At 74.5% G+C, this 25530-nt stretch carries 26 protein-coding genes and 1 riboswitch; of the genes, 19 read left to right on the plus strand and 7 right to left on the minus strand.

The window, feature by feature from the left end; translation table 11 throughout:
• Positions 1-26 precede the first annotated feature (26 nt).
• Positions 27-275: an SCO4226 family nickel-binding protein gene (locus ABT263_RS07935; protein WP_329486529.1), complete on the minus strand. Its 249-nt coding sequence runs from the start codon at positions 273-275 to the stop codon at positions 27-29.
• A gap of 247 nt (positions 276-522) precedes the next feature.
• Positions 523-650: riboswitch (FMN riboswitch) on the plus strand.
• Between the two features lie 195 nt (positions 651-845).
• On the opposite strand from ABT263_RS07935, the gene ABT263_RS07940 reads away from it, so the two are divergent.
• The 10 genes from ABT263_RS07940 (at position 846) to ABT263_RS07985 (ending at position 9560) form a co-directional block, all read left to right on the plus strand.
• The gene (locus ABT263_RS07940) at positions 846-1508 is read left to right on the plus strand and encodes a riboflavin synthase (protein WP_352288715.1); all 663 of its coding nucleotides are present in this window, start codon (positions 846-848) and stop codon (positions 1506-1508) included.
• On the plus strand, positions 1505-2152 hold the full coding sequence (locus tag ABT263_RS07945) for a nicotinamide mononucleotide transporter family protein (RefSeq protein WP_352288717.1): 648 nt from the start codon (positions 1505-1507) through the stop codon (positions 2150-2152). Before ABT263_RS07940 ends, ABT263_RS07945 begins: the two co-directional genes overlap by 4 nt.
• Complete coding sequence (locus tag ABT263_RS07950) at positions 2149-3408, plus strand: bifunctional 3,4-dihydroxy-2-butanone-4-phosphate synthase/GTP cyclohydrolase II (protein ID WP_352288720.1); 1260 nt, start codon at positions 2149-2151, stop codon at positions 3406-3408. The genes ABT263_RS07945 and ABT263_RS07950 overlap by 4 nt, the downstream gene beginning before the upstream one ends.
• A gap of 37 nt (positions 3409-3445) precedes the next feature.
• Positions 3446-3919: a 6,7-dimethyl-8-ribityllumazine synthase gene (gene ribH, locus ABT263_RS07955; RefSeq protein ID WP_329486525.1), complete on the plus strand. Its 474-nt coding sequence runs from the start codon at positions 3446-3448 to the stop codon at positions 3917-3919.
• Positions 3920-4030: 111 nt separating this feature from the next.
• Positions 4031-4303 (plus strand): phosphoribosyl-ATP diphosphatase, encoded by a 273-nt coding sequence (locus ABT263_RS07960; RefSeq protein WP_352288722.1) that lies wholly within the window; start codon positions 4031-4033, stop codon positions 4301-4303.
• Between the two features lie 50 nt (positions 4304-4353).
• Entirely contained in the window at positions 4354-5202 is an 849-nt protein-coding gene (gene hisG, locus ABT263_RS07965; protein ID WP_329486523.1) for an ATP phosphoribosyltransferase, read from the plus strand.
• Between the two features lie 136 nt (positions 5203-5338).
• Positions 5339-5773 (plus strand): PH domain-containing protein, encoded by a 435-nt coding sequence (locus tag ABT263_RS07970; RefSeq protein ID WP_329486522.1) that lies wholly within the window; start codon positions 5339-5341, stop codon positions 5771-5773.
• Between the two features lie 306 nt (positions 5774-6079).
• On the plus strand, positions 6080-7423 hold the full coding sequence (locus ABT263_RS07975; RefSeq protein WP_352288724.1) for a hemolysin family protein: 1344 nt from the start codon (positions 6080-6082) through the stop codon (positions 7421-7423).
• The gene (locus ABT263_RS07980) at positions 7420-8466 is read left to right on the plus strand and encodes a hemolysin family protein (RefSeq protein ID WP_352288726.1); all 1047 of its coding nucleotides are present in this window, start codon (positions 7420-7422) and stop codon (positions 8464-8466) included. Before ABT263_RS07975 ends, ABT263_RS07980 begins: the two co-directional genes overlap by 4 nt.
• A gap of 110 nt (positions 8467-8576) precedes the next feature.
• The gene (locus tag ABT263_RS07985) at positions 8577-9560 is read left to right on the plus strand and encodes an NAD-dependent epimerase/dehydratase family protein (protein WP_352288728.1); all 984 of its coding nucleotides are present in this window, start codon (positions 8577-8579) and stop codon (positions 9558-9560) included.
• A gap of 31 nt (positions 9561-9591) precedes the next feature.
• On the opposite strand, the gene ABT263_RS07990 is transcribed toward ABT263_RS07985, so the two are convergent.
• Together ABT263_RS07990 and ABT263_RS07995 are read right to left on the minus strand one after the other, a co-directional pair.
• Positions 9592-11697 (minus strand): AAA family ATPase, encoded by a 2106-nt coding sequence (locus ABT263_RS07990; RefSeq protein WP_352288999.1) that lies wholly within the window; start codon positions 11695-11697, stop codon positions 9592-9594.
• 429 nt (positions 11698-12126) lie between these two features.
• Entirely contained in the window at positions 12127-12684 is a 558-nt protein-coding gene (locus tag ABT263_RS07995; RefSeq protein WP_352289002.1) for a uridine kinase family protein, read from the minus strand.
• A 350-nt stretch (positions 12685-13034) separates the two neighbouring features.
• On the opposite strand from ABT263_RS07995, the gene ABT263_RS08000 reads away from it, so the two are divergent.
• Complete coding sequence (locus tag ABT263_RS08000; protein WP_329486518.1) at positions 13035-14198, plus strand: acyl-CoA dehydrogenase family protein; 1164 nt, start codon at positions 13035-13037, stop codon at positions 14196-14198.
• A 127-nt stretch (positions 14199-14325) separates the two neighbouring features.
• Here ABT263_RS08000 and ABT263_RS08005 read toward each other — a convergent pair whose 3' ends face one another.
• The gene (locus tag ABT263_RS08005) at positions 14326-14778 is read right to left on the minus strand and encodes a hypothetical protein (RefSeq protein WP_329486517.1); all 453 of its coding nucleotides are present in this window, start codon (positions 14776-14778) and stop codon (positions 14326-14328) included.
• A gap of 229 nt (positions 14779-15007) precedes the next feature.
• Here ABT263_RS08005 and ABT263_RS08010 point away from each other — a divergent pair, with 229 nt between their 5' ends.
• The 5 genes from ABT263_RS08010 to fxsA all read left to right on the plus strand — a co-directional run bounded on the left by ABT263_RS08010 (position 15008) and on the right by fxsA (position 20172).
• Complete coding sequence (locus ABT263_RS08010) at positions 15008-15448, plus strand: Lrp/AsnC family transcriptional regulator (RefSeq protein ID WP_329486516.1); 441 nt, start codon at positions 15008-15010, stop codon at positions 15446-15448.
• Positions 15449-15479: 31 nt separating this feature from the next.
• Positions 15480-17144 carry an amidohydrolase gene (locus ABT263_RS08015; RefSeq protein WP_352288730.1) on the plus strand — a complete coding sequence of 555 codons (1665 nt, stop codon included), beginning with the start codon at positions 15480-15482 and terminating at the stop codon, positions 17142-17144.
• 43 nt (positions 17145-17187) lie between these two features.
• Positions 17188-17643, plus strand: a complete 456-nt coding sequence (locus ABT263_RS08020; RefSeq protein WP_352288732.1) for a GNAT family N-acetyltransferase — start codon at positions 17188-17190, stop codon at positions 17641-17643.
• A gap of 170 nt (positions 17644-17813) precedes the next feature.
• Positions 17814-19457, plus strand: a complete 1644-nt coding sequence (gene lnt / locus ABT263_RS08025; protein ID WP_352288734.1) for an apolipoprotein N-acyltransferase — start codon at positions 17814-17816, stop codon at positions 19455-19457.
• A 145-nt stretch (positions 19458-19602) separates the two neighbouring features.
• Positions 19603-20172 (plus strand): FxsA family membrane protein, encoded by a 570-nt coding sequence (fxsA, locus tag ABT263_RS08030; protein WP_329486512.1) that lies wholly within the window; start codon positions 19603-19605, stop codon positions 20170-20172.
• Positions 20173-20300: 128 nt separating this feature from the next.
• Here the strand turns inward: fxsA and ABT263_RS08035 are convergent, their stop codons facing one another.
• From ABT263_RS08035 to ABT263_RS08045, 3 genes are all read right to left on the minus strand, one after another.
• On the minus strand, positions 20301-20675 hold the full coding sequence (locus ABT263_RS08035; protein WP_030396357.1) for an RNA polymerase-binding protein RbpA: 375 nt from the start codon (positions 20673-20675) through the stop codon (positions 20301-20303).
• A 280-nt stretch (positions 20676-20955) separates the two neighbouring features.
• Positions 20956-22578 carry a hypothetical protein gene (locus ABT263_RS08040; RefSeq protein ID WP_352288737.1) on the minus strand — a complete coding sequence of 541 codons (1623 nt, stop codon included), beginning with the start codon at positions 22576-22578 and terminating at the stop codon, positions 20956-20958.
• Positions 22579-22693: 115 nt separating this feature from the next.
• Positions 22694-22888, minus strand: coding sequence for a hypothetical protein (locus ABT263_RS08045; RefSeq protein WP_327674940.1), 195 nt, complete (start codon positions 22886-22888; stop codon positions 22694-22696).
• A gap of 429 nt (positions 22889-23317) precedes the next feature.
• Between ABT263_RS08045 and ABT263_RS08050 the strand changes: the two genes are divergently transcribed.
• From ABT263_RS08050 to ABT263_RS08060, 3 genes are all read left to right on the plus strand, one after another.
• Positions 23318-23734 (plus strand): ankyrin repeat domain-containing protein, encoded by a 417-nt coding sequence (locus ABT263_RS08050; RefSeq protein ID WP_329486509.1) that lies wholly within the window; start codon positions 23318-23320, stop codon positions 23732-23734.
• Positions 23735-23809: 75 nt separating this feature from the next.
• Positions 23810-24298, plus strand: coding sequence for a GNAT family N-acetyltransferase (locus tag ABT263_RS08055; protein WP_502885774.1), 489 nt, complete (start codon positions 23810-23812; stop codon positions 24296-24298).
• A 58-nt stretch (positions 24299-24356) separates the two neighbouring features.
• Positions 24357-25439: a serine hydrolase domain-containing protein gene (locus ABT263_RS08060; protein ID WP_352288742.1), complete on the plus strand. Its 1083-nt coding sequence runs from the start codon at positions 24357-24359 to the stop codon at positions 25437-25439.
• Positions 25440-25530 lie beyond the last annotated feature (91 nt).

Raw genomic sequence — 25530 nt, forward strand, 5'->3', positions numbered from 1 at the left:
GCAGGTGACCGGCCGGGCGAGGGCCGTCAGACCACGAGCGGCACCGGGTGGATCTCGTCCGCAGGGTGGCCGGTGCGCTCGTGGACGCGCTGCACGGCCTCCTTCGACGGCGCCTCGGAGAGGCAGTAGACGGTGCCGGACTCCGGGTCGGCCCAGGCCTGCTCGAACTGCACGCCCTCGTTCTCCTGGACCGCCAGGTCCGCCTGGTGGGCCATCCGCAGTTCCTCGCCGGTGATTCCGGTCATGCCGTGGTGGACGTCCATGAACTTGGCCATCGTCCTCGCACCTCCAGGAGTCCCGGCCGGTCGGCACCGGCCGTGTACCACCAGCCTGCGCCCGTCGCACCCCGGGCCGCCACCGGACGGCGGCCCGGCCGGCCCGGCACCCCTACGCGGGCCGCCCCACCGGGCCCGCGCCGGCCCGCGCATTCCCGCCGCCCGCGTGAAACAGACCACAGCGGAAGCCTCTCCCTGGGCCTGTGCGGGCCATGGCACAATGACGTCAGCAGTAGCAGTGACGTTCAGCGCACTCCGGGGTCGGTGAAAATCCGAACCGGCGGTTACAGTCCGCGACCCGTCCGCAGCCAGCGGCCGGTTGACCAGGTGAAATTCCTGGACCGACGGTTAAAGTCCGGATGGGAGGCGTGCGCGGCGGACGATGAGCAGTACCCGTGGTTCCCCGGTGGACCGCGGGCAGGTGTGCGACGGGAGAGGAGAGCTCTCTCCCGGCGGTTGCGCGACAGCCCGGCGACGGGTCCTGTCCGGTGGCCCGCGCACCCGTGCCCGTCCGTGTCCTCTCCCATGCCCGCCCCGGAGTCCGCGCCCCCAAGCGCGAGGAGAACCCGGGTGTTCACCGGCATCATCGAAGAGCTCGGCGAGGTCGTGTCGATCGAGGAGATCGGCGACTCCTCGCGAATCCGCCTGCGCGGACCGGTGGTCTGTCAGGACGCGCACCACGGCGACTCCATCGCGGTCAACGGCGTCTGCCTGACCGTCGTCGACACTCCCGAGGAACTGGCCGGCCGGTCCGGTGAGTTCAGCGCCGATGTGATGGCCGAGACGCTCCACCGCTCCAGTCTGGGCGAGCTCGCCCCCGGCTCCCGGGTCAACCTGGAACGCGCGATGGCCCTCGGCGCACGGCTCGGCGGGCACCTCGTCCAGGGCCATGTCGACGCCACCGGCGCCCTGTTGGGCCGCGAGCCCGGCGAGCGCGACGCCGACGACAAGCTCCGCTGGGAGGTGCTGCGCTTCTCGCTGCCCGCCACCATCTCCCGCTACCTGGTGGAGAAGGGGTCGATCACCGTGGACGGCGTCAGCCTGACCGTGGTCGAGGCCGCCCGCGACAGCTTCACCGTCAGCCTCATCCCGGCCACCCTCGCGCTGACCACGCTCGGCACCAAGGCCGTCGGCGAGAGCGTCAACCTGGAGGTCGACGTCCTCGCCAAGTACGTGGAGCGGCTGCTCGACTCCCGCACCCTGCCCTCGACGACCACCGGAGAAGCCCAGTGAACTGGCTGAGCGGAGAAGCGTTCACCGTCTTCGGTGAGCACGTGAAGTGGGCCGACATGATCGGCAACCTGCTCGGCCTGGGCGGCCTCGCGCTCGGCTGGCGCCGCTCGGTGTGGAGCTGGCCGGTGCAGCTGCTCTCCGGCGCCGTGCTGATCACGGCCTACCTGAACGGCCACGTCCCGGGCCTGATCGGCAAGCAGCTGATCGTGGTCGCCACGGCCGCCTGGGGCTGGACGCGGTGGCGTCGCGGCCGCCGCGGGGCGGACGGCATCGCCGTCCGGTTCGCGAGCTGGCCCGAGCGGGCCGCCCTGGTGGCCGGCACCGCGCTCGGCACCGGTGCGCTGGCCTGGCTGTTCCTGGCCAACCCCAGCCTCTCCTGGAGCCCCTGGTCGGACGCCTACATCTTCGTCGGCACGCTGGCGGCGATGGTCGCCCAGGCCCGCGGCTGGGTGGAGTTCTGGTTCGCCTGGATCGCCGTCGACGTGGTCGGCGTCCCGCTCGCGTTCAACAGCGGCTACTCCTTCTCCGGCCTCACCTACTCGATCTACTTCGTCCTGGTACTGCTCGGCCTGCGTTCCTGGTGGCTGAGCACCCGTGAGCCGCGCACCACGTCCGCCACCGTCCCGCAGGGAGCCACGGCATGACCGCCAACCAGACCGCCGACCTCGACCTCGCGCTCGACCCGGTCGAGCGGGCCGTCGCCGACATCGCGCTCGGCCGAGCCGTCATCGTGGTCGACGACGAGGACCGCGAGAACGAGGGCGACATCGTCTTCGCCGCCTCCGCCGCCACCCCCGAGCTGATGGCCTTCACCATCCGCTACAGCTCCGGCGTGATCTGCGTCCCGATGACCGGCCCGGAGCTGGACCGGCTCAAGCTGCCCCCGATGACCCAGGTCAACGAGGACCGCAAGGGCACCGCCTACGCCGTCTCGGTCGACGCCCGCGACGGGGTCGACACCGGCATCTCGGCCGCCGACCGCGCCCGGACCGTCCGGCTGCTCTCCTCCACCGGGACGGAGCCCGGCGACCTCACCCGCCCCGGGCACGTCTTCCCGCTGCGGGCCGTCGAGGGCGGCGTGCTCGTGCGCCCCGGCCACACCGAGGCCGCCGTCGACCTGGCCCGGCTGGCCGGGCTGGCACCGGCCGGCGCCATCGCCGAGGTGGTCAACGACGACGGCACGATGGCCCGGCTGCCCGACCTGGTCGCCTTCGCCCGCGAGCACGGCCTGGCGATCATCTCCATCGAGGACCTGATCGCCTACCGCCGCCGCACCGAGCTCCACGTGGACCGGGCCGCCGTCACCGCGCTGCCGACCGCGTACGGGGAGTTCACCGCCGTCGGCTACCGCGGCACCATCGACGGCGTCGAGCACCTCGCCCTGGTGGCCGGCGGCCTGGACGCCGACGGCCGCCTCCCCGACGGCGAGGACGTGCTGGTGCGGGTCCACTCCGAGTGCCTCACCGGTGACGTGTTCGGCTCGCTGCGCTGCGACTGCGGCCCGCAGCTGGAGGCCTCGCTGCGCAGGGTGACCGAGGCCGGCCGGGGCGTCGTCCTCTACCTGCGCGGCCACGAGGGCCGGGGCATCGGCCTCGCGCACAAGCTGCGCGCCTACCAGCTCCAGGAGCAGGGCCGCGACACCGTCGACGCCAACCTGGACCTCGGCCTGCCCGCCGACGCCCGCGACTACAGCATCGGCGCCCAGATGCTCGGCGACCTCGGCGTCCGCTCGCTCACCCTGCTCACCAACAACCCCGAGAAGCTCGCCGCGCTCACCGAGCACGGCCTGAAGGTCAAGGGCCGCGAGCCGGTCGAGACCCCGGCGGGCGAGCACAACCTGCGCTACCTGCGGACCAAGCGCGACCGGATGGGCCACGACCTGCCCGGTCTCGGCTCCTGAAGCACCCCCGTCACGACCCCCGGAAGAGGAACAGCACATGAGCGGCCACGGAGCCCCCGAGCTGACCATCGACAACGCCGCCGGCCTCAAGGTCGCCGTGATCGCGGCCCAGTGGCACGAGCAGGTGATGAACGGCCTGCTGGACGGCGCCCACCGCGCCCTCAAGGAGCTCGGCATCGACGAGCCGACCGTGCTGCGGGTGCCCGGCACCTTCGAACTGCCGGTCGCCGCCAAGCGCCTCGCCGACCGCGGCTACGACGCGGTGATCGCGCTCGGCGTGGTCATCCGCGGCGGCACCCCGCACTTCGACTACGTCTGCCAGGCCGCCACCGCCGGCCTCACCCAGGTCAGCGTCGACACCGGCGTCCCGATCGGCTTCGGCGTCCTGACCTGCGACAACGAGCAGCAGGCGGTGGACCGCGCGGGCCTGCCCGGCTCCTCCGAGGACAAGGGGCACGAGGCCGTCACGGCGGCCGTCGCCACCGCCGCCGTCCTCAAGTCGCTCGCCTGACGCGCCGCACCGACCCACGGCACGGTCCCGGACCGTGGACGTCCACCGGACTGTCCACGGTCCGGGACCGTTTACCGCCTGTAAGCCCGCACGCCGTAAGGTGAGTCCATCATGGCTTCGAAGACATTCGAGGAGCTCTTCACCGAGCTCCAGCAGAAGGCCGCCACCGGCGACCCCTCGTCCTCCCGTACCGCGCAGCTCGTCCAGCAGGGCGTCCATGCGATCGGCAAGAAGGTCGTCGAGGAGGCCGCCGAGGTCTGGATGGCCGCCGAGTTCCAGTCGGACGAGCAGACCGCCGAGGAGATCTCCCAGCTCCTGTACCACGTTCAGGTGATGATGGTCGCCCGTGGACTGACGCTCGACGACGTCTACAAGTACCTCTGAACCGGTCCGAACAGCACACCCCACCCCCACCAGGTAAGGAACCGACTTCCATGCTGCGCATCGCCGTCCCCAACAAGGGTTCGCTCTCGGGTCCCGCGGCGGAGATGCTCCATGAGGCCGGCTACCGCCAGCGCAAGGATCCCAAGGAGCTCGTGCTCGTCGACCCGAACAACGAGGTCGAGTTCTTCTTCCTGCGCCCGCGCGACATCGCGGTGTACGTCGGCTCCGGCCGGCTGGACGTCGGCATCACCGGCCGCGACCTGCTGCTGGACTCGCACTCCAACGCCGAGGAGGTGCTGGCCCTCGGGTTCGGCGGCTCCACCTTCCGCTTCGCCCGCCCGGAGGGTGTGGACGTGAAGGACGTGCAGGGCCTGGAGGGGCTGCGGATCGCCACCTCGTACACCGGTCTGGTCGAGCAGCACCTGGCCGACCACGGGGTCAAGGCCACCGTGACGAAGCTGGACGGCGCGGTCGAGACCGCGGTGCAGCTGGGCGTGGCCGATGTGATCGCCGACGTGGTGGAGACCGGCACCAGCCTGCGCAACGCCGGGCTGGAGGTCTTCGGCGAGCCGATCCTGGTCTCGGACGCCGTGGTGATCCGCCCGAAGGGCGCGGGGGAGGACGCGGGCGTCGACCAGTTCCTGCGCCGCCTCCAGGGCGTGCTGGTGGCCCGTCGCTACGTGCTGATGGACTACGACATCCGTGCCGAGAACGTGGGCGCCGCCGTCGCGCTGACCCCCGGCCTGGAGTCGCCGACCGTCTCCCCGCTGCACACCGAGGGCTGGGTGGCCGTCCGGTCGATGGTGCTCCGCAAGGAGGCCCAGCGGATCATGGACGACCTCTGGGGCATCGGCGCCCGGGCGATCCTGGTGACGAACATCCACGCCTGCCGCCTCTGACACCCCCGCGCGTGAAGCAGCGGAGTTAAACAGCGGTTCAATGGGGCGGGGGCGCCGGTCGGCGCCCCCGCCCTTTCGTCGACGGCCGGCACCCGGCCGCCGGTGCCGCCCCGCCTGGACCCCCCGGAGACCGCACGTGACCAGCCCCGCCGAGTTCCCCGTCACCTGGGCCCCGCGCCGCACCCGGGCCGTGCTGCTGCCGGTCTGCGTACTGCTGGTCGTGATGTTCGTCGCGATCGCCCTCGCGCTCCCGGCGAGCTGGCAGTTCAACGACCGGCTCATGATGGTGCTCAGCGGCGTGCTGTTCGCCGGCGTCGGCCTGATGCTGGCCCGGCCCCGGGTGAGCGCCGACACCGAGGGCATCACCGTGGTGAACTTCGTCCGCCGCCGCCGGCTGGCCTGGGCCGAGATCGTCCGGGTCAACTTCCGCCAGGGGGACCCGTGGGCGACCCTCGACCTGGCCGACGGCACCTCGCTGGCCGTGGTCGGCATCCAGTCCGGGCTCGGCAAGGCGCAGGCGATCGCGGACGCCCGGGCGCTGCGCGACCTGGTCGAGCGCCGCGGCCGCTGATCCGCCGCCCCGACCACCCCCGGCTCGCCCGCCCCCTACGCCGCCCGGACCGCCCCCTACGCCGCCCGGGCCGACCCCTGTCCGCCCGGCGCCGCCCCCTGGCGGGTCCGAACGGGGGGCCGACAGTCGCACGGGTATCGTCTACGCTGGTAAAAAGCAGGGCAAAGCCATGCCATTTGACCGGCGCCGCCCGACAGCGGGCCCTGCGCGGAAACGACTTGAGGAGTGACTCCCCCCGTCCATGGACGATCCGTCCGGTAGTACCCGCGCCGCCCGGCTTCCCGGTATCGGAAGGCAGGCGGCACTGTGATCACCGCCTGGCTGCTGCTGTTCGCGGCGTTCCTGCTGATCCTCGCCAACGGCCTGTTCGTGGCCGCCGAGTTCGCCTTCGTGACCGTGGAGCGGGGTGCGGTGGAGCGCTCCGCCGAAGCCGGCGACGCCCGGTCCGCCCGGGTCGTCCGCGCCGTGCGGCACCTCTCGTTCGAACTCTCCGGCGCGCAGCTCGGCATCACCGTCACCTCGCTGGTGGTCGGCATGCTCGCCGAGCCGGCCCTCTCCGTCCTGCTGAAGCCGGTGTTCACCACCGTCGGCCTGCCCGACGGGGCCGCCCGGGGCGTCGCGGTGATCGTCGGCATGCTGCTGGCCACCGTGGTGCAGATGGTGATCGGCGAGCTCGTCCCGAAGAACTGGGCGATCTCCCGGCCGCTCCAGGTGGCCCGCTCGGTGGCCGCCCCGCACATGGCCTTCTCGCACGCCTGCCGCCCGCTGATCAGCTTCCTGAACGGCTCGGCGGACCGCACCGTCCGCGCCCTCGGCGTCGAGCCGCAGGAGGAGCTGGGCCATGCCCGGACCCCCGCCGAGCTGGGCTCGCTCGCCCGGCACTCGGCCCGGGCCGGGGTGATGGACGAGGAGTCAGCCACCCTGTTCGTGCGCACCCTCGGCCTCGGCGACCTCACCGCCGAGTCGGTGATGACGCCGCGGATCGACGTCGCCGCCCTCCAGCGCGACGCCAGCGCCGCCGACGTGCTCAACCTCACCCGGGCCACCGGCCTCTCCCGCTTCCCGGTCTACACCGACAGCCTGGACGAGGTCACCGGCACCGTCACGCTCAAGGACGCCCTCGCGGTGCCGCCCGCCCGGCGCGCTCTGGTCAGGGTCGGCGATCTGGCGGTGCCGCCGCTGCTGGTGCCCGAGACGCTCCCCGCCGAGCGCCTGCTGGACCAGCTGCGCCGGCTCCAGCCGATGGCCATCGTGGTCGACGAGTACGGCGGCACCGCCGGCGTGGTCACCGTCGAGGACATCGTCGAGGAGCTGGTCGGCGAGGTGCAGGACGAGCACGACCCCGCCGACACCCCCGAACTGATCCCGCTGCCGCCGCTGCACGGGCTGCCGGTCTGGGCCGCCGACGGCCGGGCCCGGATCGACCACCTGGAGTCGATCGGCCTGCACGCGCCCGACGGCCCCTACGAGACCCTGGCCGGCCTGGTCTCGGACCTCCTCGGCCGGCTTCCCGTCCCGGGCGAGCAGGCCGAGCTGCCCGGCTGGCGGTTCACCGTCGAGGCCGTGGACCGCCACCGCACCAGCCGGGTACGGGTGGAGCGCACGAGCGGGCGCCCGCGCCCCGGTGACGACGAGGGCGGCGCCCGATGACCGTGCTCCAACTGGCCCTCGCCGTCCTGCTCCTGCTGGGCAACGCGTTCTTCGTCGGCGCCGAGTTCGCGGTGGTCTCCGTCCGGCGCAGCCAGATCGAACCGCTCGCCGAGGCGGGCGACAAGCGCGCCCGCACCGTGCTGCACGCGCTCTCCAACGTCTCCGCGATGCTCGCCGCCGCCCAGCTCGGCATCACGGTCTGCTCGCTGGGCCTGGGCGCGCTCGCCGAGCCGACCATCGCCCACCTGCTGGAGGGCCCGTTCCACGCCCTCGGCGTGCCGGCCGGCCTGATGCACCCGCTCTCCTACGGGATCTCGCTGGCCGTGGTGGTCTTCCTGCACATGGTGATGGGCGAGATGGTGCCGAAGAACCTCGCGCTGGCGGGGCCGGAGAAGGCCGCGCTCCGGCTCGGCCCGCCGCTGGACCGGCTGGCCCGCTGGCTCGCACCGGTGATCTTCTTCCTGAACGCCTTCGCCAACGCCGTGCTGAGGCTGTTCAAGGTCGAGTCCAAGGACGAGGTCGAGTCGGTCTTCACCACCGAGCAGCTGATGTACCTGCTGGTCGACTCCCGGGACGCCGGTCTGCTCGACGAGGGCCGCCAGGAGCGCCTGGAGGACGCCCTGGAGCTGGGCCGCCGCCCGGTCACCGAGGTGCTGCTCAAGCCCGAGCAGCTCGTCACCGTGGACACCGAGGTGACCGCCGCCCAGGTCGAGGAGCTGGCGCTGCGCACCGGCTTCTCGCGCTTCCCGGTCACCGAGGGCGACCCGGCCGGCCCCGGCTACCTGGGCTACCTGCACCTCAAGGACATCCTGGACGTCGACGACCAGGCGGCGCCGGTGCCGGCCCGCCTCTGGCGCCCGATCACCGTGGTGCGCGGCACGCTCCCGCTGGACGACGCGCTCGGCGCGATGCGCCGGGCCGCCTGCCACCTGGCCGCGGTGGTCGACCAGGACGGGCGCACGCTCGGCGTGGTGACGCTGGAGGACGTGGTGGAGGAACTGGTCGGCGAGGTGCACGACCCGGACCACCGCTCCGCCGCCTGACGGCCCGTCCCGGCGGCCGCCCTCCCGGGCCGCCGGGTTCCGCTGTGGGCGATTCTGCCCTGAGCATGCGGCCGTTCCCAGAACGCCGTCCGCTCGGCAGGGTGGTCGGTATGAGACTGCTGCTGCTGGGTGGGACGGAGTTCGTCGGTCGGGCCGTGACCGAGGAGGCGCTGGAGCGCGGGTGGGAGGTGACGGTCTTCCACCGGGGGACGCACGCGCCGCCGGCCGGTGTGCGGGCGCTGCACGGCGACCGGCGGGCCGAGGACGGCCTGGCCGCGCTGGCCGAGGGGGAGTGGGACGCGGTGGTGGACACCTGGTCCGGCGCGCCCTCGGCGGTGCGCGACAGCGCCCGCCTGCTGGCCGGCCGGGTCGGCCGCTACGCCTACGTGTCGAGCCGGTCGGTGTACGCGTACCCGACCCCGGCCGGGGCGGACGAGAGCGCCGCGCTGGTCGAGGGCTCGCCGGACGCCGGCGAGGTCGCCTACCCGCAGGCCAAGCGCGGCGGTGAGCTGGCGCTGCTGGACGCCTTCGGCGACCGGGCGCTGCTGGCCCGGGCCGGGCTGATCATCGGTCCGTACGAGAACATCGGCCGGCTGCCCTGGTGGCTGGGCCGGATCGCCCGCGGCGGCCCGGTGCTCGCCCCCGGCCCGCGCGACCTGCCGGTGCAGTACATCGACGCCCGGGACATCGCGGTCTGGACCCTCGACGCCCTGGTGGCCGGCCACGGCGGTGCGTACGACCTGGTCAGCCCGCGGGGGCACGCCACCATGGGCGAGCTGCTGGAGGCCTGCGTCCGGGCCACCGGTTCGGACGCGGAGCTGCGCTGGACGGAGCCCGACCGGATCCTGGCGGCCGGCATCGAACCGTGGAGCGACCTGCCGGTCTGGGTCCCGCCGGGCGAGCTGCACGACACCGTGCACGGCTCCGACGTGGCCAAGGCGGTCGCCGCCGGGCTGCGCTGCCGCCCGGTCGCGGAGACGGTCGCCGACACCTGGGCCTGGCTGCGGTCCATCGGCGGCACCGCCCCGCAGCGCCCGGACCGGCCGGTGGTCGGCCTGGACGCGGAGCGGGAGGCGACGGTGCTCGGGGGCTGAGCGGCGGAGCCGGCGGACCCGCTCCGCCGGCTCAGCCCCGGCCGTCGATCAGCTCGCCGTACGCCTGCACGAGGTCCGGCAGCCGCAGGGTCGCCAGGTCCTCGCGCCCGGGCGGCTCGCGCAGCAGCGAGAGGCGCAGGTCCCGGTAGGCGCAGGACTTCTCGTACAGGGTGCGGATGAACCGCCCGTTGCCCAGGTCGTCGATCCAGCCCTCGCGGACCACGTGGATGCAGATGCTGGCCAGTTCCTCGGCGGCGTCCTCGTCCCAGCCGTCGCCGTCCCGGTCGGCCAGCGCGGCGCCGATCGCGGTGAGTTCGCCGGGGCGGTAGCTGGGGAAGTCGACCCGGGTGGTGAAGCGGGAGTTGAGGCCGGGGTTGGTGGCGAGCAGCCGGTTCATGCCCTCCGGGTAGCCGGCCAGGATCACCACCAGCCGGTCGCGGTTGTCCTCGGCCCGCTTCAGCAGCACCTGCAGCGCCTCGTCGCCGTAGGCGTCGCCCTTGCTGTAGCCGGAGTTGGAGAGGCTGTAGGCCTCGTCGATGAAGAGCACGCCGTCCAGCGCGGAGTCGATCAGCTCATTCGCCTTGACGGCCGTCTGGCCGAGGAACTCGCCCACCAGGTCGGCCCGCTGGGCCTCGACCAGGTGGTCCCCCGAGAGCAGCCCGAGGGCGTGGAAGACCCGCCCGAGGATGCGCGCCACGGTGGTCTTGCCGGTACCGGAGGGGCCGGAGAAGACGAAGTGGCGTTTGGGCGGCTGCACCGGCAGGCCCTGCGCCGCCCGCAGCCGGGACATCCTCAACTGCGCGGAGAGCGCCCGGACCTGGCGCTTGACCGGCTCCAGGCCGACCATCCGGGAGAGTTCGGCCAGCGCCGCGTCCAGCTCCCGCTCGTCGCCGTCGCGTCCGGCGGCCGGGTAGCCGCCCGCGGGTCTGGGCGGCGCCTCGCCGCGGACCGGCACGGCGGGCCCGGAGCCGGCGGGGGGCAGCGGCGCGCCGGAGCGCTCACCGGCGGGCAGCGCCGGTCCGGCCTCCCGGTCGGCGGCCGCGCCCGCCCCCGGCGGCTCCTGCGCGCCCGGCCCACCGGTCCCGGCCGGGAAGGCCCCGGCGGGGTACGCCTCGCTCTGGCCGGGCTCGGTCCGGTACGGCTCGCCGGAACAGGGCGCGGCCTGGTAGGGCTCACCGGGGTAGGGCTCACCGGGGTAGGTCTCGCCGGAGAGGGCCTCACCGGGGTAGGCCTCGCCCGGGTACCCGGCGGCTTCGAGGCCCGGGGCCTCGCACCCCGAGGCCTCCAGCGCCGCGTCGTCCAGCCCGGCCTCCTCGGCGCCCACCGTGTCCAGGCCCAGCGACAGCGCGTCGAAGGCCTCGTCGCCGCCCGAGGGCTTCCCGCCCTCACGTCCGAGGCCGCCCACCGCGTCCAGCAGCGCGTCGACCACGCCGTCCTCGGCGGAGATCGCGGCGAGCCGGGTCGCGGTGTCCATGAAGGCCGGATCGGCCCGGTGCACCGCCCGGTAGAGCGGCAGCGCGGCGGCGCTGCGCCCGGCGCCCTCGTAGGCCCGGGCCAGCCAGTACCGCAGCTCCTTGCGCTGCGGCTGCTCGGAGCGGCAGCGGGCCAGCGAGGCGGCGAGCGGGGCCTGCGCCTGGGCGCACATGTCCAGCCGGACCCGCGCCATGCCCGCGAAGAGCCCGGCCTCGATGCCCAGCAACTGGTCGTCCAGCAGCCGGTCGGTGTCCCGGATCAGCTGTTCCCAGTCCTTGAGGAGGTAGGACCGGCACGCGTGCAGGAAGCGCGCGGACGGGTCCTCCTCCGGGACCGGGCACTGCTCCAACGCCCTGTCCAGCTCGGCGAGATGGCGGCCGTCCAGCCAGTGCGAGGCGTGCGCGAGCGCCAGGTCGCGGCTGTCCTCCAGGACGGGCTGCACCCACCAGCCCAGCCAGTACCAGGAACTGAGCGGGCGCCGGTGGAGCCGGCGCTGCTCGCCGAACCGGGTCCGGTGGCGGTACATCGCGAGCAGCGCCCCGGAGGTGTCGCTGCGCAGGGCGTGCAGGCCGAGCCAGGCGTCGGCCATCCCCGGATCGAGCCGCACGGCCGCGCGGAACTCCTCCTCCGCGCGGGCGTACGCGCCCGCCGTGTAGGCGTCCATGGCACGCAGCCAGGCGCGGTCGGCGAGCCGGTTCGGAGCCGGGCCGCCCGTGTTGTTGCCGTCGGAACTGTCCACCGTCGTCACTCACGCCCCCCGCGGTGTGCCTGGGGCTCGGTCGGCGATTCGAGGTGCGGAGAAGCCGGCCGGTCGTCGATAGCCCCCGGGGCGCATATGCGCCTCCAGGAATCGTACCGGCGCGGCGCTGATCCGGAAGAGTGCCGTGCGGAGTCAAATGCGATCGCGCGCGCGGGGATTGGGCGCCGGTGCGATCCGGCCGGGCCTCGGCCCCGGTCGGGCGGGGTCCGGGCGGCGGGAGGGGGGACGGCACCCCCGGCTCACGGGGGAACAAGCCGGGGATGCCGAGTCCGATGTTGCGCGATCAACAACCTCGGCAACTGAGGAGAACCTAAGTCCTGGTGACACCGCAGGTCAAGGGCTTGTTGAAGGTTCACCGACGGTGCTCGGTGCGATCCGCCCGGTCACTCCGTCGACGATGGTGGCCGCGTACGGGCGGCTGGGGTCGGCGGCGAAGTGCGCCGACTCCGCCCGTGCCCAGCCCGCCCAGAACTCCGCCAGGGCCGGACCGTCCCGCTCCTCCCCGCGCCGCCGGGCGTCCTCGGCGGCCAGCTCCATCCAGATCAGCCGCGCCAGTCGGGGCCGCACCGCCCGCCGGCCGGCGCCGACGCCCTCGATCAGCACCACCGGGGCGAGCGGCACCGCCGCGGTGCCGGCGAAGCGCCCCAGCGTCCAGTCGTACACCCGGTACGCCGCGTCCCGGCCGGCGGCCAGCGGGTCGAGCACCTGGGTGCGCAACCGCTCCGTCCAGCCGAAGGGCTCGGCATGGGTGGCCAGGTCGTCCAGGTGGACCACCGGCGCACCCCCGAGCGCGGCGGCCAGCCGGCCGGTGAAGGTGGTCTTGCCGGAGCCGGCGTGCCCGTCCACCGCGACCAGCCGGACCGGGCCGCAGGAGGGCGCCAGCGCGCGCAGCCCGGCGGCGAGGCCGGCGAGGTCGGGGAGGCCCTCGGGCGCGGCGGGCGCTCCGGGTGCGCCGAGCGCGTCCGGAGCCCCGCCGGCCGCGGGGGCGGCCGGGCCGCCGGGAGGGGTGCTGGACGTTTCGGAAGAGGCCACATCGGCAACCCTACGGGGGCCCGTACGCCAGGACGGACAGTGATTCCGTGCAGGTCGTGACGGCAGCGCCGGGATCGGGCATACTCACTTCGCCACGCATGTGAACGGCCGTTCACCGTAACCCGGTGCCGGTCGGCCCGACGTGCCACACCCGCGTCGGGCCCGCCACACCAGGGCCCGGTGCCCGAACGAGGAGGCGACCAGCCGCCATGACCCCGTCCCCAGCGAACGCCGTGGAACGCCAGCTGCCGACCGACGAGGCCCGCGAACTGCTGAGCCTCACCCGGGAGCTGGTCCAGCGCGAGATCCAGCCGCGCGCGGCGGAGGACGAGGCCGCCGGCCGCTTCCCGCGCGAGGTGTTCCGCACCCTCGGCGAGGCCGGTCTGCTCTCCCTCCCCTACGAGGAGAAGTACGGCGGCGGCGACCAGCCCTACGAGGTCTACCTCCAGGTCCTGGAGGAGCTCGCGGGCGGCTGGCTGGCGGTCGGCCTCGGGGTCAGCGTGCACACCCTCTCCTGCCACGCCCTGGCCGGTTTCGGCAGCGACGAGCAGCGCGCCGCCTGGCTGCCCGGCATGCTCTCCGGCGAGCAGCTCGGCGCCTACTGCCTCTCCGAGCCGCAGTCCGGCTCCGACGCCGCCGCGCTGCGCACCCGCGCCGACCTGGACGGCGAGGAGTACGTGGTCAGCGGCACCAAGGCGTGGATCACCCACGGCGGGGAGGCCGACTTCTACAGCGCCCTGGTGCGCACCGGCGAGCCGGGCGCGCGCGGCATCAGCTGCCTGCTGGTGCCCGCCGGGGTGGCCGGCCTGTCGGCCGCGCCGCCGGAGCACAAGATGGGCATGCGGTCCTCGCCGACCGCGCAGCTGCACTTCGACGGCGCCCGGGTCGAGCGCGGCCGGCTGATCGGCAGCGAGGGCCAGGGCTTCCAGATCGCGCTCGCCGCCCTGGACTCCGGCCGGCTCGGCATCGCCGCCTGCGCGATCGGCGTCGCCCAGGCCGCGCTCGACCTCGCGGTCGAGTACGCCGGTACCCGCCGCCAGTTCGGCCGACCGATCGCCGAGTTCCAGGGCCTGTCCTTCATGCTCGCGGACATGGCCACCCAGATCGAGGCCGGGCGCTCGCTCTACCTGGCCGCCGCCCGGCTGCGCGACGCCGGCCGGCCGTTCTCCAAGCAGGCGGCGATGGCCAAGCTGTTCTGCACCGACGCGGCGATGCGGGTCACCACCGACGCCGTCCAGGTCCTCGGCGGCTACGGCTACACCCAGGACTTCCCGGCCGAGCGCTACATGCGCGAGGCCAAGGTGCTGCAGATCGTCGAGGGCACCAACCAGATCCAGCGCCTGGTGATCGGCCGCCACCTCACCTCCGGCTGACGGCCCCCGTAACGGCCTCCGGGCGTCACTCCAGGGTGCGGAGTGACGCCCGGAGGCGTCTCCCGCCCCGGTGGTCGGGACCGGCCGTCGGCTGACGGCCGGTCAACCCCCGGGACGGGCGCGGCCGTCAGTGCCGGACGAGCCGGCTGCGCTGCTGCGGGATGGCCGGCGCGGGCGCCGTCCGCACCGGGCGGTGCGCCACGGCGTGGGAGAACGGCTGGGTGCGCCAGTCGAGTTCGGACGGGAGGGCGAGCAGCGCCTCCAGACCGGCGGTCCCGGCGTCCTCCGCCGACTCCACCTCCGCCAGGTCGTCCGTCGGCGCTCCCGAGCCCGGGCAGAGCGCGGGCGAGAAGGGGTGCCAGGCGGTCGGCAGCACGGCGTGCTGCGGCAGCCGCTCCTCGTCGCCCACCAGGGCGATCGGACGGCGGCACTCCGGGCAGTGCACCCGGACGATGTCCCAGGTCTCGCCCTCGCCCGGATCCACCCCCGCCGACGGCTCGTGGGGGACCGCGAGATCCTCGCGGCCGGTCATATCGTGGGTGTCGTCGGCGCTCAGCGAGTGCCGGTCAGTTGCACGCATGGTGATCCCCCTCGGATCGGGCCCGGCGTGGTCGCCCGGGGCCACAACCAGCACTTCCCGCCGACGCGGACTCATAATCCTGCAGGCCGGTGCACTGTGATGCACCGGGTGTGTCCTTCGCCACATTCGCCCGGCATGTGCCCGCCCGGCACCCGGCGCGGCCGCGAGTGACACCGTGCGCGCCCGCTGTGGCGCCGCGCGCGCCCCCGACCGGGTAGGTTTGCGCCTTGTGGAGGATCTCGACCAACGCATCGTTCAGCTGCTCCTGGAGGACGGCCGGATGAGCTACACGGACCTGGGCAAGGCCACCGGCCTGTCCACCTCGGCGGTGCACCAGCGGGTGCGCCGTCTGGAGCAGCGCGGCGTGATCCGCGGCTACACCGCCATCGTCGACCCCGACGCGGTCGAGCTGGCGCTGACCGCCTTCATCTCGGTCAAGCCCTTCGACCCCAGCGCCCCGGACGACACCCCGGAGAGGCTCGCCGGGCTGCCCGAGATCGAGGCCTGCCACAGCGTCGCCGGGGACGAGAACTACATCCTCAAGGTCCGCGTCGGCGCCCCCGGCGACCTGGAGGACCTGCTGGCCCGGATCCGCAGCGCGGCCGGCGTCTCCACCCGCACCACCGTCGTGCTCTCGACGCCCTACGAGGCGAGGCCCCCGAAGCTCTGACCGCACCTCCGGGAGGTGCAGACTTGGCGTCATGACCGAACGCACCCTCCCTCCCGGCCCGCCCTCGGGCCAGAGGGGCCCACGAACCGTCCTGCTGCGCGGCGGCGCCGTCTACAGCCCCGCCGACCCCTTCGCCACCGCGATGCTCGTCGAGGGCGAGCACGTCGCCTGGGTCGGCAGCGACGGCGCGGCCGAGGCGTACGCCGACGCCGCGGACGAGATCGTCGAGCTCGACGGCGCCCTGGTCACCCCCGCCTTCGTCGACGCCCACGTGCACGCCACCGCCACCGGTCTGGCGCTCACCGGTCTGGACCTCACCGGCCTGCCCTCGCTCGCCGCCGCGCTGGAGGCCCTCGCCGCCTTCGCGGCCGACCGCTCCGAGCCGGGCGGCGTGCTCATCGGGCACGGCTGGGACGAGACCGGCTGGCCCGAGGGCCGACCGCCGACGCTCGCCGAGCTGGACGCGGCCGCCGGCGGCGCCGCGCTCTACCTCTCCCGCACCGACGTGCACTCCGCGCTGGCCACCACCGCGCTGCGCGCGCTCACCGCCGGCCTCGCCGACCGGCCCGGCTTCTCCGCCGACGGCCCGCTCACCCGCGACGCCCACCACGCCGTGCGCCGGACCGCGCTCGCGCACCTCACCCCCGAGCAGCGCCGGCGTGCCCAGCGCGCGACGCTGGCCCGGGCCGCCGAGCTCGGCATCGGCGCGCTGCACGAGTGCGCCGGCCCGGAGATCTCCTCGGAGCAGGACCTCGCCGCGCTGCTGGACCTCGCCGCCGACGGCGAGGGGCCCGAGGTGTTCGGCTACTGGGGCGAGCTGGGCGGCGTCGAGACGGCCCGCCGGCTCGGCGCGGTGGGCGCCGGCGGCGACCTCTTCGTCGACGGCGCGATCGGCTCGCACACCGCCTGCCTGCACAGCCCCTACGCCGACGCCGACCACACCGGCGCCTCCTACCTGAGCGCCGAGCAGGTCGCCGACCACGTCGCCGCCTGCACCGAGGCCGGGCTGCAGGCCGGCTTCCACGCCATCGGCGACGCCGCCGTGGGCGCCGTCCTCGCGGGCGTCCGGGCGGCCGGCGAGCGGGTCGGCGCCGACCGCGTCAGGGCGCTGCGCCACCGCGTGGAGCACGCCGAGGCACTGGACGGGGCGTCCGTCGCGGCCTTCGCCGAGCTCGGCCTCACCGCCTCCGTGCAGCCCGCCTTCGACGCCGCCTGGGGCGGCCCGGACGGCATGTACGTCCAGCGGCTCGGCGCCGAGCGCGCCGCCGCGCTCAACCCGTTCGCCGCGCTGCTGCGGGCCGGCGTCCCGCTGGCCTTCGGCTCGGACGCCCCGGTCACCCCGCTCGATCCCTGGGGCACCGTCCGCGCGGCGGCCTTCCACCGGACCCTCGACCACCGGATCTCGGCCCGCGCCGCCTTCACCGCCCACACCCGGGGCGGCTGGCGGGCGATCGGCCGCGACCAGGACGGCGTGCTCGTCCCCGGCGCGATCGCCAGCTACGCGGTCTGGGCCGCCGACGAGCTCGTGGTCCAGGCCCCCGACTCCCGGGTGGCCGGCTGGTCCACCGACCCGCGCTCCGGCACCCCCGGGCTGCCCGACCTCACCCCGGGCCGCCCGCTGCCGGTCTGCCTGCGCACCGTGGTCCGCGGCCGGACCGTCCACCGGGCGGTGGCGGAGCGGGCGGCCGCGCGGTAGGTCCGGGTGACCGGGGCGGCCCGCGCTGCGTAGGTTGACCGGCATGAGTGATCATCCGCTGGTACCCGCCGGCTTCGTCGTCCCCCGCACCCTCGCCGCCGAGGGGTTCCGCCTGGAGCCCCTCGGCGAGCAGCACAACGACTCCGACCTCGCGGCCTGGACGTCGAGCATCGACCACATCCACGCCACCCCGGGCTGGACCGGCAGCTGGCCGCCCGCCGAGGGCATGACGCCGGAGCGCAACCTGGCCGACCTGCGCCGGCACGCCGCCGACTTCGAGCACCGCCGCGGCTTCACCTACACCGTGCTGGCGGACCCCGGCGGCGACGTCGTCGGCTGCGTGTACATCTACCCGGACCACGAGGACCCGGCCACCACGACGGTCAGCTCCTGGGTCCGCGCCGACCGCGCCGAGCTGGACGCCCCGTTGTACCGCGCGGTGGCCGCCTGGCTCGCCGCCGACTGGCCGCTGCGCACGGTCCGCTACAGCCCGCGCTGACACCGCCCCACCAGGGCCGGGAACCCGCTGCTCGGCGGGCCACCCGGCCTCACGCGCGGGGCCGGTTCCGGGGTACCGTCTTTCGCACAGCGTCCGAACTCAACGGGCGGTGAAGAACGCGCCAACGGACAGCCAAGCGCGGACAGCCCGACCAGGAAGATGGTGCGCCGGTGGCACTCCACGTCACACAGGAGCGGTCGGACGCCCTCCCCGGGGCGTCCGTGACGTCGGACGCCCCCGCCCCCGGCCGGGCCGCCCGCGCCGTCGCCAAGGTGCGCGCCGGACTGCCCCGCACCGGCCTGGCCGTCCTCGCCGGGCTGCTCCTCGCGCTGGCCTTCCCGCCGTTCGACCTCTGGCCGCTCTCGCTGGTGGGCGTCGCCGCGCTCTCGCTGCTCACCCTCGGCCGCACCGTCCGGCAGGCCGCCTGGACGGGCTTCGCCTTCGGGCTGCCGTTCTTCCTGCTGCTGCTCAGCTGGCTGCGGGTGGTCGGCTGGGACGCCACCGTCGGCCTCTCGGTGATCGAGGCGCTCTTCCTGGCGGCCCTCGGCTCCGGTCTGGCGCTCACCTCCCGGCTGCCCGGCTGGCCGCTCTGGGCGGCCTGCCTCTGGATCACCCAGGAGTGGGCCCGTGACCGGCTGCCGCTCGGCGGCTTCCCCTGGGGCCGCCTCGCGTTCGCCAACACCGCCACCCCGTTCACCCCGCTCGCCGCGATCGGCGGCGCCCCGCTGGTGACCTTCGCCGTCGCGCTGGCCGGTGCCCTGCTGGCCTGGGCGGCGCTGCGGCTGCGCGGGCCCCGCCGGGCGCCCCGGGCCGCCGCGCTGGCCGCGCTGGGCGCCGTCGCGGCCCTGCTGGCCGGTTATCTGGTCCCGGTGCCCACCGCGGCCGCCGACACCGTCAAGGTCGCCCTGATCCAGGGCAACGTGCCCAACCCGGGGATGGACTTCCTCGGCCGGCCGATGATGGTGCTGAACAACCACGCCGCCGCCACCGAGAAGCTCGCCGCCGACATCGAGGCCGGCCGGGTGGAGAAGCCGGACGTGGTGATCTGGCCGGAGAACTCCTCCGACCTCGACCCGTTCAGCGACCCGCTGGCCTACCGGCGCATCGACGACGCCGTGAAGGCGGTCGGCGTGCCCACCCTGGTCGGCACCCTGGTGGACGGGCCGGACGAGCGGCACGTCCAGAACGAGGGCATCGTCTGGGACCCGAAGACCGGCCCGGGCGCCTCCTACACCAAGCAGCACCCCGTCCCGTTCGGCGAGTACGTGCCGTTCCGCGACCAGCTGATGAAGGTGATCACCCGGCTGCAGCGGGTCGCCCGCGACTTCTACCCCGGCGACCACAACGGCGTCATGCAGCTGGGCCCGGCGAAGATCGGCGACGTCATCTGCTTCGAGGTGGCGTACGACGAGATCGTCCGCGACACCGTGGACAAGGGCGCCCGGGTGCTCGTCGTCCAGACCAACAACGCGACCTACGCGAAGACCGGCCAGCCCGAGCAGCAGCTCGCGATGTCCCGGCTGCGTGCCGTCGAGCACGGCCGGGCCGTGCTGATCGCCGCCACCAGCGGGATCAGCGCGGTGATCGCCCCCGACGGCTCGGTGCAGCAGCGCACCGAGGAGCTGACCGCCGCCGAGCTGTCCGCCGTCGTCCCGCTGCGCGACGGCACGACGGTGGCGGACCGGGTGGGCGTCGCGCCCGAGTGGACGCTGGCCGTCGCGGGCCTGCTGGCCTGCGGGGCGGCCCTGCTGATCGGCCGCCGCCGGGTGACCGGCCCGGCCGCCTCCGAGCCCTCCGGCCCGACGGCCTCCTGACCCCGGCGCGGCCGGTCGGCGGGCCCGTCGGCCCGGGCGGCGGTGGAACACCGGCCGGCGGCCGGTCGTTGGACCAGGTGGTGCCGTAGCCGGCCCGGATCTCCCGTGCGGCGCGCAGAGCACCGCTATGGAGTGGATTCGTACCGTGACCCAGCAAGCTACCCCTGCCCCTCAGGCCCGGCGCGGAAAGCTCCGCCGGGTGCTGCCGTTGGTGGTCACCGCCTGGCTGGTGCTGGAGATCTGGCTGCTGGTCCAGGTGGGCTCGTGGCTGGGCGGCCTGACCGTCGTGCTGCTGCTGATCGCCGGGGCCCTGATCGGCGGCTCGCTGATCAAGCGCGCGGGGCTGAAGGCGCTGTCCGCGGCGATCGACCAGAGCCGGGACCCGAAGTCGCAGCAGCCGCAGACCGGCACCAGCCTCACCGTGCTGGCCGGCCTGCTGCTGATGCTGCCGGGCTTCCTCTCGGACGCGCTGGCGCTGACCCTGCTCCTCCCGCCGACCCGGGCGCTCTGGCGGGCCGCCGGGCGCCGCTTCGCGGACAAGGCGCTGCGCAGCACCGCCGGCCTCGGGGCCGATCCGCTCGCGGACGCGGTGCGGCTGCAGGAGCAGCTGCGCATCCACCGCCCGGACGGCAAGGTCATCCAGGGCGAGGTGGTCGAGCCGGGCGCCGGCCCGCAGGGCCCGGACACCACCTACCGTCCGCCGCTGAAGGGCTGACCGGCGACGGCGGCCGCCCCGGGGCATCAGCGCGCCGGGGCGGCCGCCGTCGAAGGGCCCGGACATGCGAAAGGGACCCTGGGGGCCAGGGTCCCTTTTCGCGTGCTCCCGCCGGGGCGGGAAACGGGTCAGGCGCTCTTGCGGGTGTCCCGCGGGTGTACCGCGAGGTTCATCCCTCCGGAGCGGAGTACGGCCAGCCGCTCGGCCAGCACCTCCTCCAGCTCCTCGCGCGTGCGGCGCTCCATCAGCATGTCCCAATGGGTACGCGTGGGCTTGGTCTTCTTCTCCTCAGGCTCGTCACCGTCGAGGAGTACTGCCTCCTGGCCGCAGAAGCGGCATTCCCAGGCCGAGGGGATCTCCGCCTCGACCGAGAAAGGAACCTCGAATCGGTGTCCGTTCTGACATGCGTACTCGACGGTCTGGCGGGGAGCCAGATCGATACCACGGTCGGTCTCGTAGCTAGTGGCCCCGAGTCGCGTGCCGCGGAGAGCTCGCTCGCTCATGAATCGTGCCTCCCGGGCTTATGGCCCACAGGACTAGTGGTCGCTGTTCTTCGTCGTTCGGTCAACGCTCGGCTTCCGACGAAGATTCCCGTCCCGGGACATGCGTCGTCTGTCGTGCCGCCCCTGTTTGTACCCACCGGCGCCCGATTTGTCACATCTGGCCGTGGATATCACCCCAGGTGTCACCTATTTCACATCTGGTGATCGGTCGGCCTTTCCACCACGAGCCTACCGGGACGGGATCCACCGCCCTACGTCGCCCCGCCCCGGCGGGCCCCTTTCAGGCCAGTGGACGGAACCGCAGGGGCGCGTGCTCCTTGCCCAGGTCGACCGCCTGCGGCTGCTGGACCGGCTCGGCCACCGGTACCGGCGGCGGGCCGGCCGGGCGCGGCGGGACGTCGACCGGCGCGGCCGCCTCGGTCCGGGTGTCGCGGTGCGGGAGCAGGGCGATCACCGCCTCGCGCAGCTGGGCCGGGGCCTCCTCGTCCAGCGGGTCGACGGTGGCCGGCACCTGGAGGCGGACCGGTGTGCCGGTGCCGATCCGGGCGTAGCCGCGGCCGGCCGGGGCGTGCGCGGCGGGCACGATGTCCAGCGGCGCGCCGAGCGTGCCGTAGGACTCCTCGGGGCCGGTCGGGCCGAGCAGGACGCGGGCCCGGGTGGTGGCCCGCACGGTCGGGGTGATCCGGTCCCGGGCCTCGATGTCGTCGGCGAACACGACGGTGACCCGGGCGGCCCGGCCGTGCCGCAGCGGGAGCTCCAGCAGCTCCTGCGGGTCCGGCCGGCCCTCGGCGTGGGCCAGCTCGCTCAGCTCGGTCGGGTGGTCGAGCAGCAGCCAGAGCGGCCGGGTGACGTCCTCGGGCGCGGCCGCCCCCGCGTGCCGGGCGGCGTTCAGCGCGGTCAGCCGGCGCTCGGTCTCCTGGGCGACCCACTCCAGCGCGGCCAGCGCGCCGTGCAGGCTGGTCTCCACGGTGTGCACGCCGGGCCGGCTGACCAGGCAGGCGTGCTCGCCGGTGCCGGCGCCGTCGATCACCACCAGGTCGCCGTGGGGCAGCGCCTGGAGCGCGATCGACCGGATCAGGCTGGAGGTGCCGTAGCCGGTCACGCCGAGCGCCAGCAGGTGCGGCTCGCCCGAGCGGGGGCCGGTGCGCCAGACCACCGGCGGCTGCTGGGTGACGGCGCCGCCCTGGCCAACCGGGATGGTCCGGGCGCTGCCGGCCTCGTCGGTGAAGCCCAGCACGATCTCGCCGGGGGTGGTCACGAAGCGCTGGGCCGCGATGTCGGTGGGCAGCGGGGCCAGGGCGGCGATCCGCAGCCGGTTGGACTCCTCGTCCCAGTCGAAGCGGTACTCCCGGGCGCGGCCGGCCTTGCCCTGGACGACCTGCTCGATCCGGGCCCGGGCGGCGGGCTCGGTGTCGGTGAAGTAGGCCGGGTAGACCAGCTCCAGGCGGGAGAGCCGCCCCTCGGCGTCGAACTCCCAGGAGCCGAAGACGTCCTTGTAGCCGCCCTCGTGGTGGTAGAGCGGGCTGAGGTCGTCCGGCGAGGCGAGGTACGGGGTCAGCGCGGCGTACAGGGCGGTGAGCTTGACGTCGACGACGTCCGGCTCGGGCGGGCCCGCCGGGGCCTTGGGGGAGCGGCCGTTCCAGGCGGCGCTGGCCATCAGGGCCACCAGCGCGAACAGCAGCCCGTGCGGCAGCAGGTAGATGCCGAGCAGCATGGCGGCGACCAGGAAGACGGTCGGTCCGCGCCGGTCCTTCGGGGTGGCCTGCCAGCGGCTCTTGGCCCAGGCGACGTGGTGGCGCATCCCGCGCCCGATGACGGTCAGCGGCGCGAACATGTCGGAGGCGTGGTCGCCGGCCGTGCGGGCGAGGTCGCGGCCCTTGCTGAGGTGGCGGTTGAGCGGCATTCCTTGGCTCCCCGGGCGAGTGGGACGGTCGGGTTCAGGGGGTCGGCGTCGGGTGTACGACGGGGCCCGGGGGCGGTGGGATCCGCGCCCGGGCCCGTACGGGGGAGTGGCCGCGCTAGAACTTGAGGCCGCCGAGCAGGCTGGCCAGGCTGGCGCCGCCCGCGGTGATGCTCGGAGCGATCGAGGAACCGGCGATGTAGAAGCCGAGCAGGGCGCAGACGATCGCGTGGGAGACCTTTAGTCCGTCCCTGCGGAAGAAGAGAAAGGCGATGGTGCCGAACAGGACGATGCCGGAAATCGAGAGGATCACGCTCTGCTCCTCGGGGAGGGGGACAGGGACAGTGTCACGGAATGTGCCTTAATCGTGACAAAAAGTAATAGATGATGGAACGGTGCAAATGGGTGGTCTTCTCGGCCAATACCCGGATGGGCGCCGGGGGGAGGTATGCGAACCGCCCGGAACGGGGCCCGGCGGCCCCGTGTACCGGCGCGGCGAGGCATTCCCGGCGGGTGGCCGGGAAGGCACCGGGGGGACCGGGAAGTTCGCTCGAACGGCGGCGAAACCTTCCCGCCCGTGTGTCGTGTGGGGGAATGCCGCGGTCCGGCCGGCGTCCGAAGTCCGGACGTGCGCTGGATCGTCCGCGCACCGGGCCGCTACGGTGCGGTACGCGCGACCGACAGACCGAGAAGCTCCCGGGCGAGGCCCGGGGTGCTCGAGAACGCCCAGGAGAGGCCCGCCATGACCGACGCCGCCAGCCAGCAGCCCGCCGACGCCCCGGACTCCGAGGTGATCGAGCTGGCCGGGAAGCTCTTCGACGCGGCCCGGGCCGGTGACACCGACACCCTCGCCGCCTACGTCGACGCCGGCGCGCCCGCCAACCTGACCAACGACCGCGGCGACACCCTGCTGATGCTCGCCGCGTACCACGGGCACGCCGCCACCGTCACCGCCCTGGTGGCGCGCGGCGCCGACCCGAACCGGGCCAACGACCGCGGCCAGACCCCGCTGGCCGGCGCCGTCTTCAAGGGCGCCGAGGACGTGCTGACCGCCCTGCTGGCGGGCGGCGCCGACCCGACGGCCGGTACGCCGTCCGCCGTCGACACCGCCCGGATGTTCGGCAAGGAGGAGCTGGTCGCCCGGTTCGAGGGCCGCTGACCCGAGGTCGTAGTCTCTTCAACCATGGAGAGCATCACGGGGACCGCCGAGCTGCGGGACGGCAAGGGCGACCTCATCGAGATCCGCGTCACCGGCTACGGCCACCCGGACGCCCAGCGCCTCTCGGCGGAGGTGCAGGAGGAGTACGTCCGCCGCTACGGCGAGGGCGACCTCACCGAGCTGCACCCCGACGACTTCGAGGCGCCGGCCGGTCTGTTCCTGATCGCCTACCTCGACGGCGAGCCGGTGGCCTGCGGCGGCTGGCGCGCCAAGCAGGCCGGCCCGCACGGCCTGCGCGACGGCGACGCCGAGCTGAAGCGGATGTTCGTCGTCCCCCGGGCCCGCGGGCGGGGCCTCGCGCGGACGGTGCTGCGCCGCCTGGAGCGGACCGCCGCCGAGGCCGGCCGGACCAGGTTCGTGCTGGAGACCGGCACCGAGCAGCCCGAGGCGGTCGCGCTCTACGGATCCGAGGGCTACGACCCGATCCAGAAGTTCGGCATCTACCGCGACCACCCGCAGAGCATCTGCCTCGGCAAGGAGTTCGGCGGCGTGCCCGCCGTCTGACCGCCCGCCCGCTGGGTAGGCTCCGGGCGGACCGGTGGCCGAGCGGGCGGGGGCAGGCGTGGACGAGCAGCCGGTACGGGCCGCGGCCCCCGACCCGCCGGCCGTGCTCGGCGCCCCCGGCGGGGAGTTGGAGCGATTGGTGGAGGCGGGCCTGCGCCGGGTCGGCACGGGCGGCGTCTGGGCCGTCGGTGACGCCGCCGGCAAGCGGGGCCGGGGCTCCGTCGGGGTGCTCGGCCAAGGCCCGTACGAGGGGCTGGAGATGGGGCCCGACACGCTCTTCGACCTCGCCAGCCTCACGAAGATCGTCGCGCTCTGGCCGTGTGCGGGCGCGCTCCGGCAGGCCGGCCGGCTCCCGCTCGACCGCCCGCTCGGCGACTACTGGCCGCCGGCCGCCGGGCAGCCGACGGGGCACGTGACGGCCCGTCAACTCCTTGCCCACACGGCCGGGTTGCCGCTGCGCACCGAGTTCGAGCAGCGCTACGGCCGGGACCGGACGGCGATCCGGGCCGGCGTCGTCGCCGCCCCGCTGCACCGCCCGCCCGGCACCGCCGTCGAGTACACCGACCGTGCCGCCGTGCTGCTGGGCCACCTGGTCGAGGACCTGGCCGGCGCCCCGCTCGACGCGCTCGCCGAACGGCAGGTCTGGCGCCCGCTCGGCATGACCGACACCCGCTTCGGCCCGCTCGGTCCGGCGTCGGCCGCCCGCACCGCACCCACCGAGTACGACCGGGCCGTCGGCGCCCCGCTGCGCGGGGTGGTGCACGACCCGTCGGCCCGGCTGCTCGGCGGCGTCTGCGGCAACGCGGGCGCCTTCTCCACCGCCCGCGACCTCGAACGCTTCCTCACCGCCCTGGTCGACCCGCCGGCCGCGCTGCCCTGGGCCGGGCCCTGGATCGCCGAGTCGCTGCGCGAACAGACCGGCGGACTCGCCCCCGCGCGCGGCCTGTCCTGGCTCTGCGCCCCCGGCACCGACCCCGCCGACGGCACCTTCGTCCACTACGGCTTCACCGGCACCGGGATCTGGGTCTCCCGCCGGCTCGGCCGCTGGGCGCTGCTGCTCACCAACAAGGTGCACTACAGCCGCGAGACCCAGCCCCTCACCGACCTGCGCAACGCCTTCCGCCGGGCGGTCTTCGGCTAGCCGTCCGCAGGGGCGCCGCACAGCGGAACGTCGGCCTACGGGACCGTTGGCGGGTCCCGGAGGCCGACGTCATGGACCGGCCCAGCGGGTC

Origin of the sequence: Kitasatospora sp. NPDC001603, from assembly GCF_040298365.1 — a bacterium.
In the GTDB taxonomy this organism is placed as follows: Bacteria; Actinomycetota; Actinomycetes; order Streptomycetales; family Streptomycetaceae; genus Kitasatospora.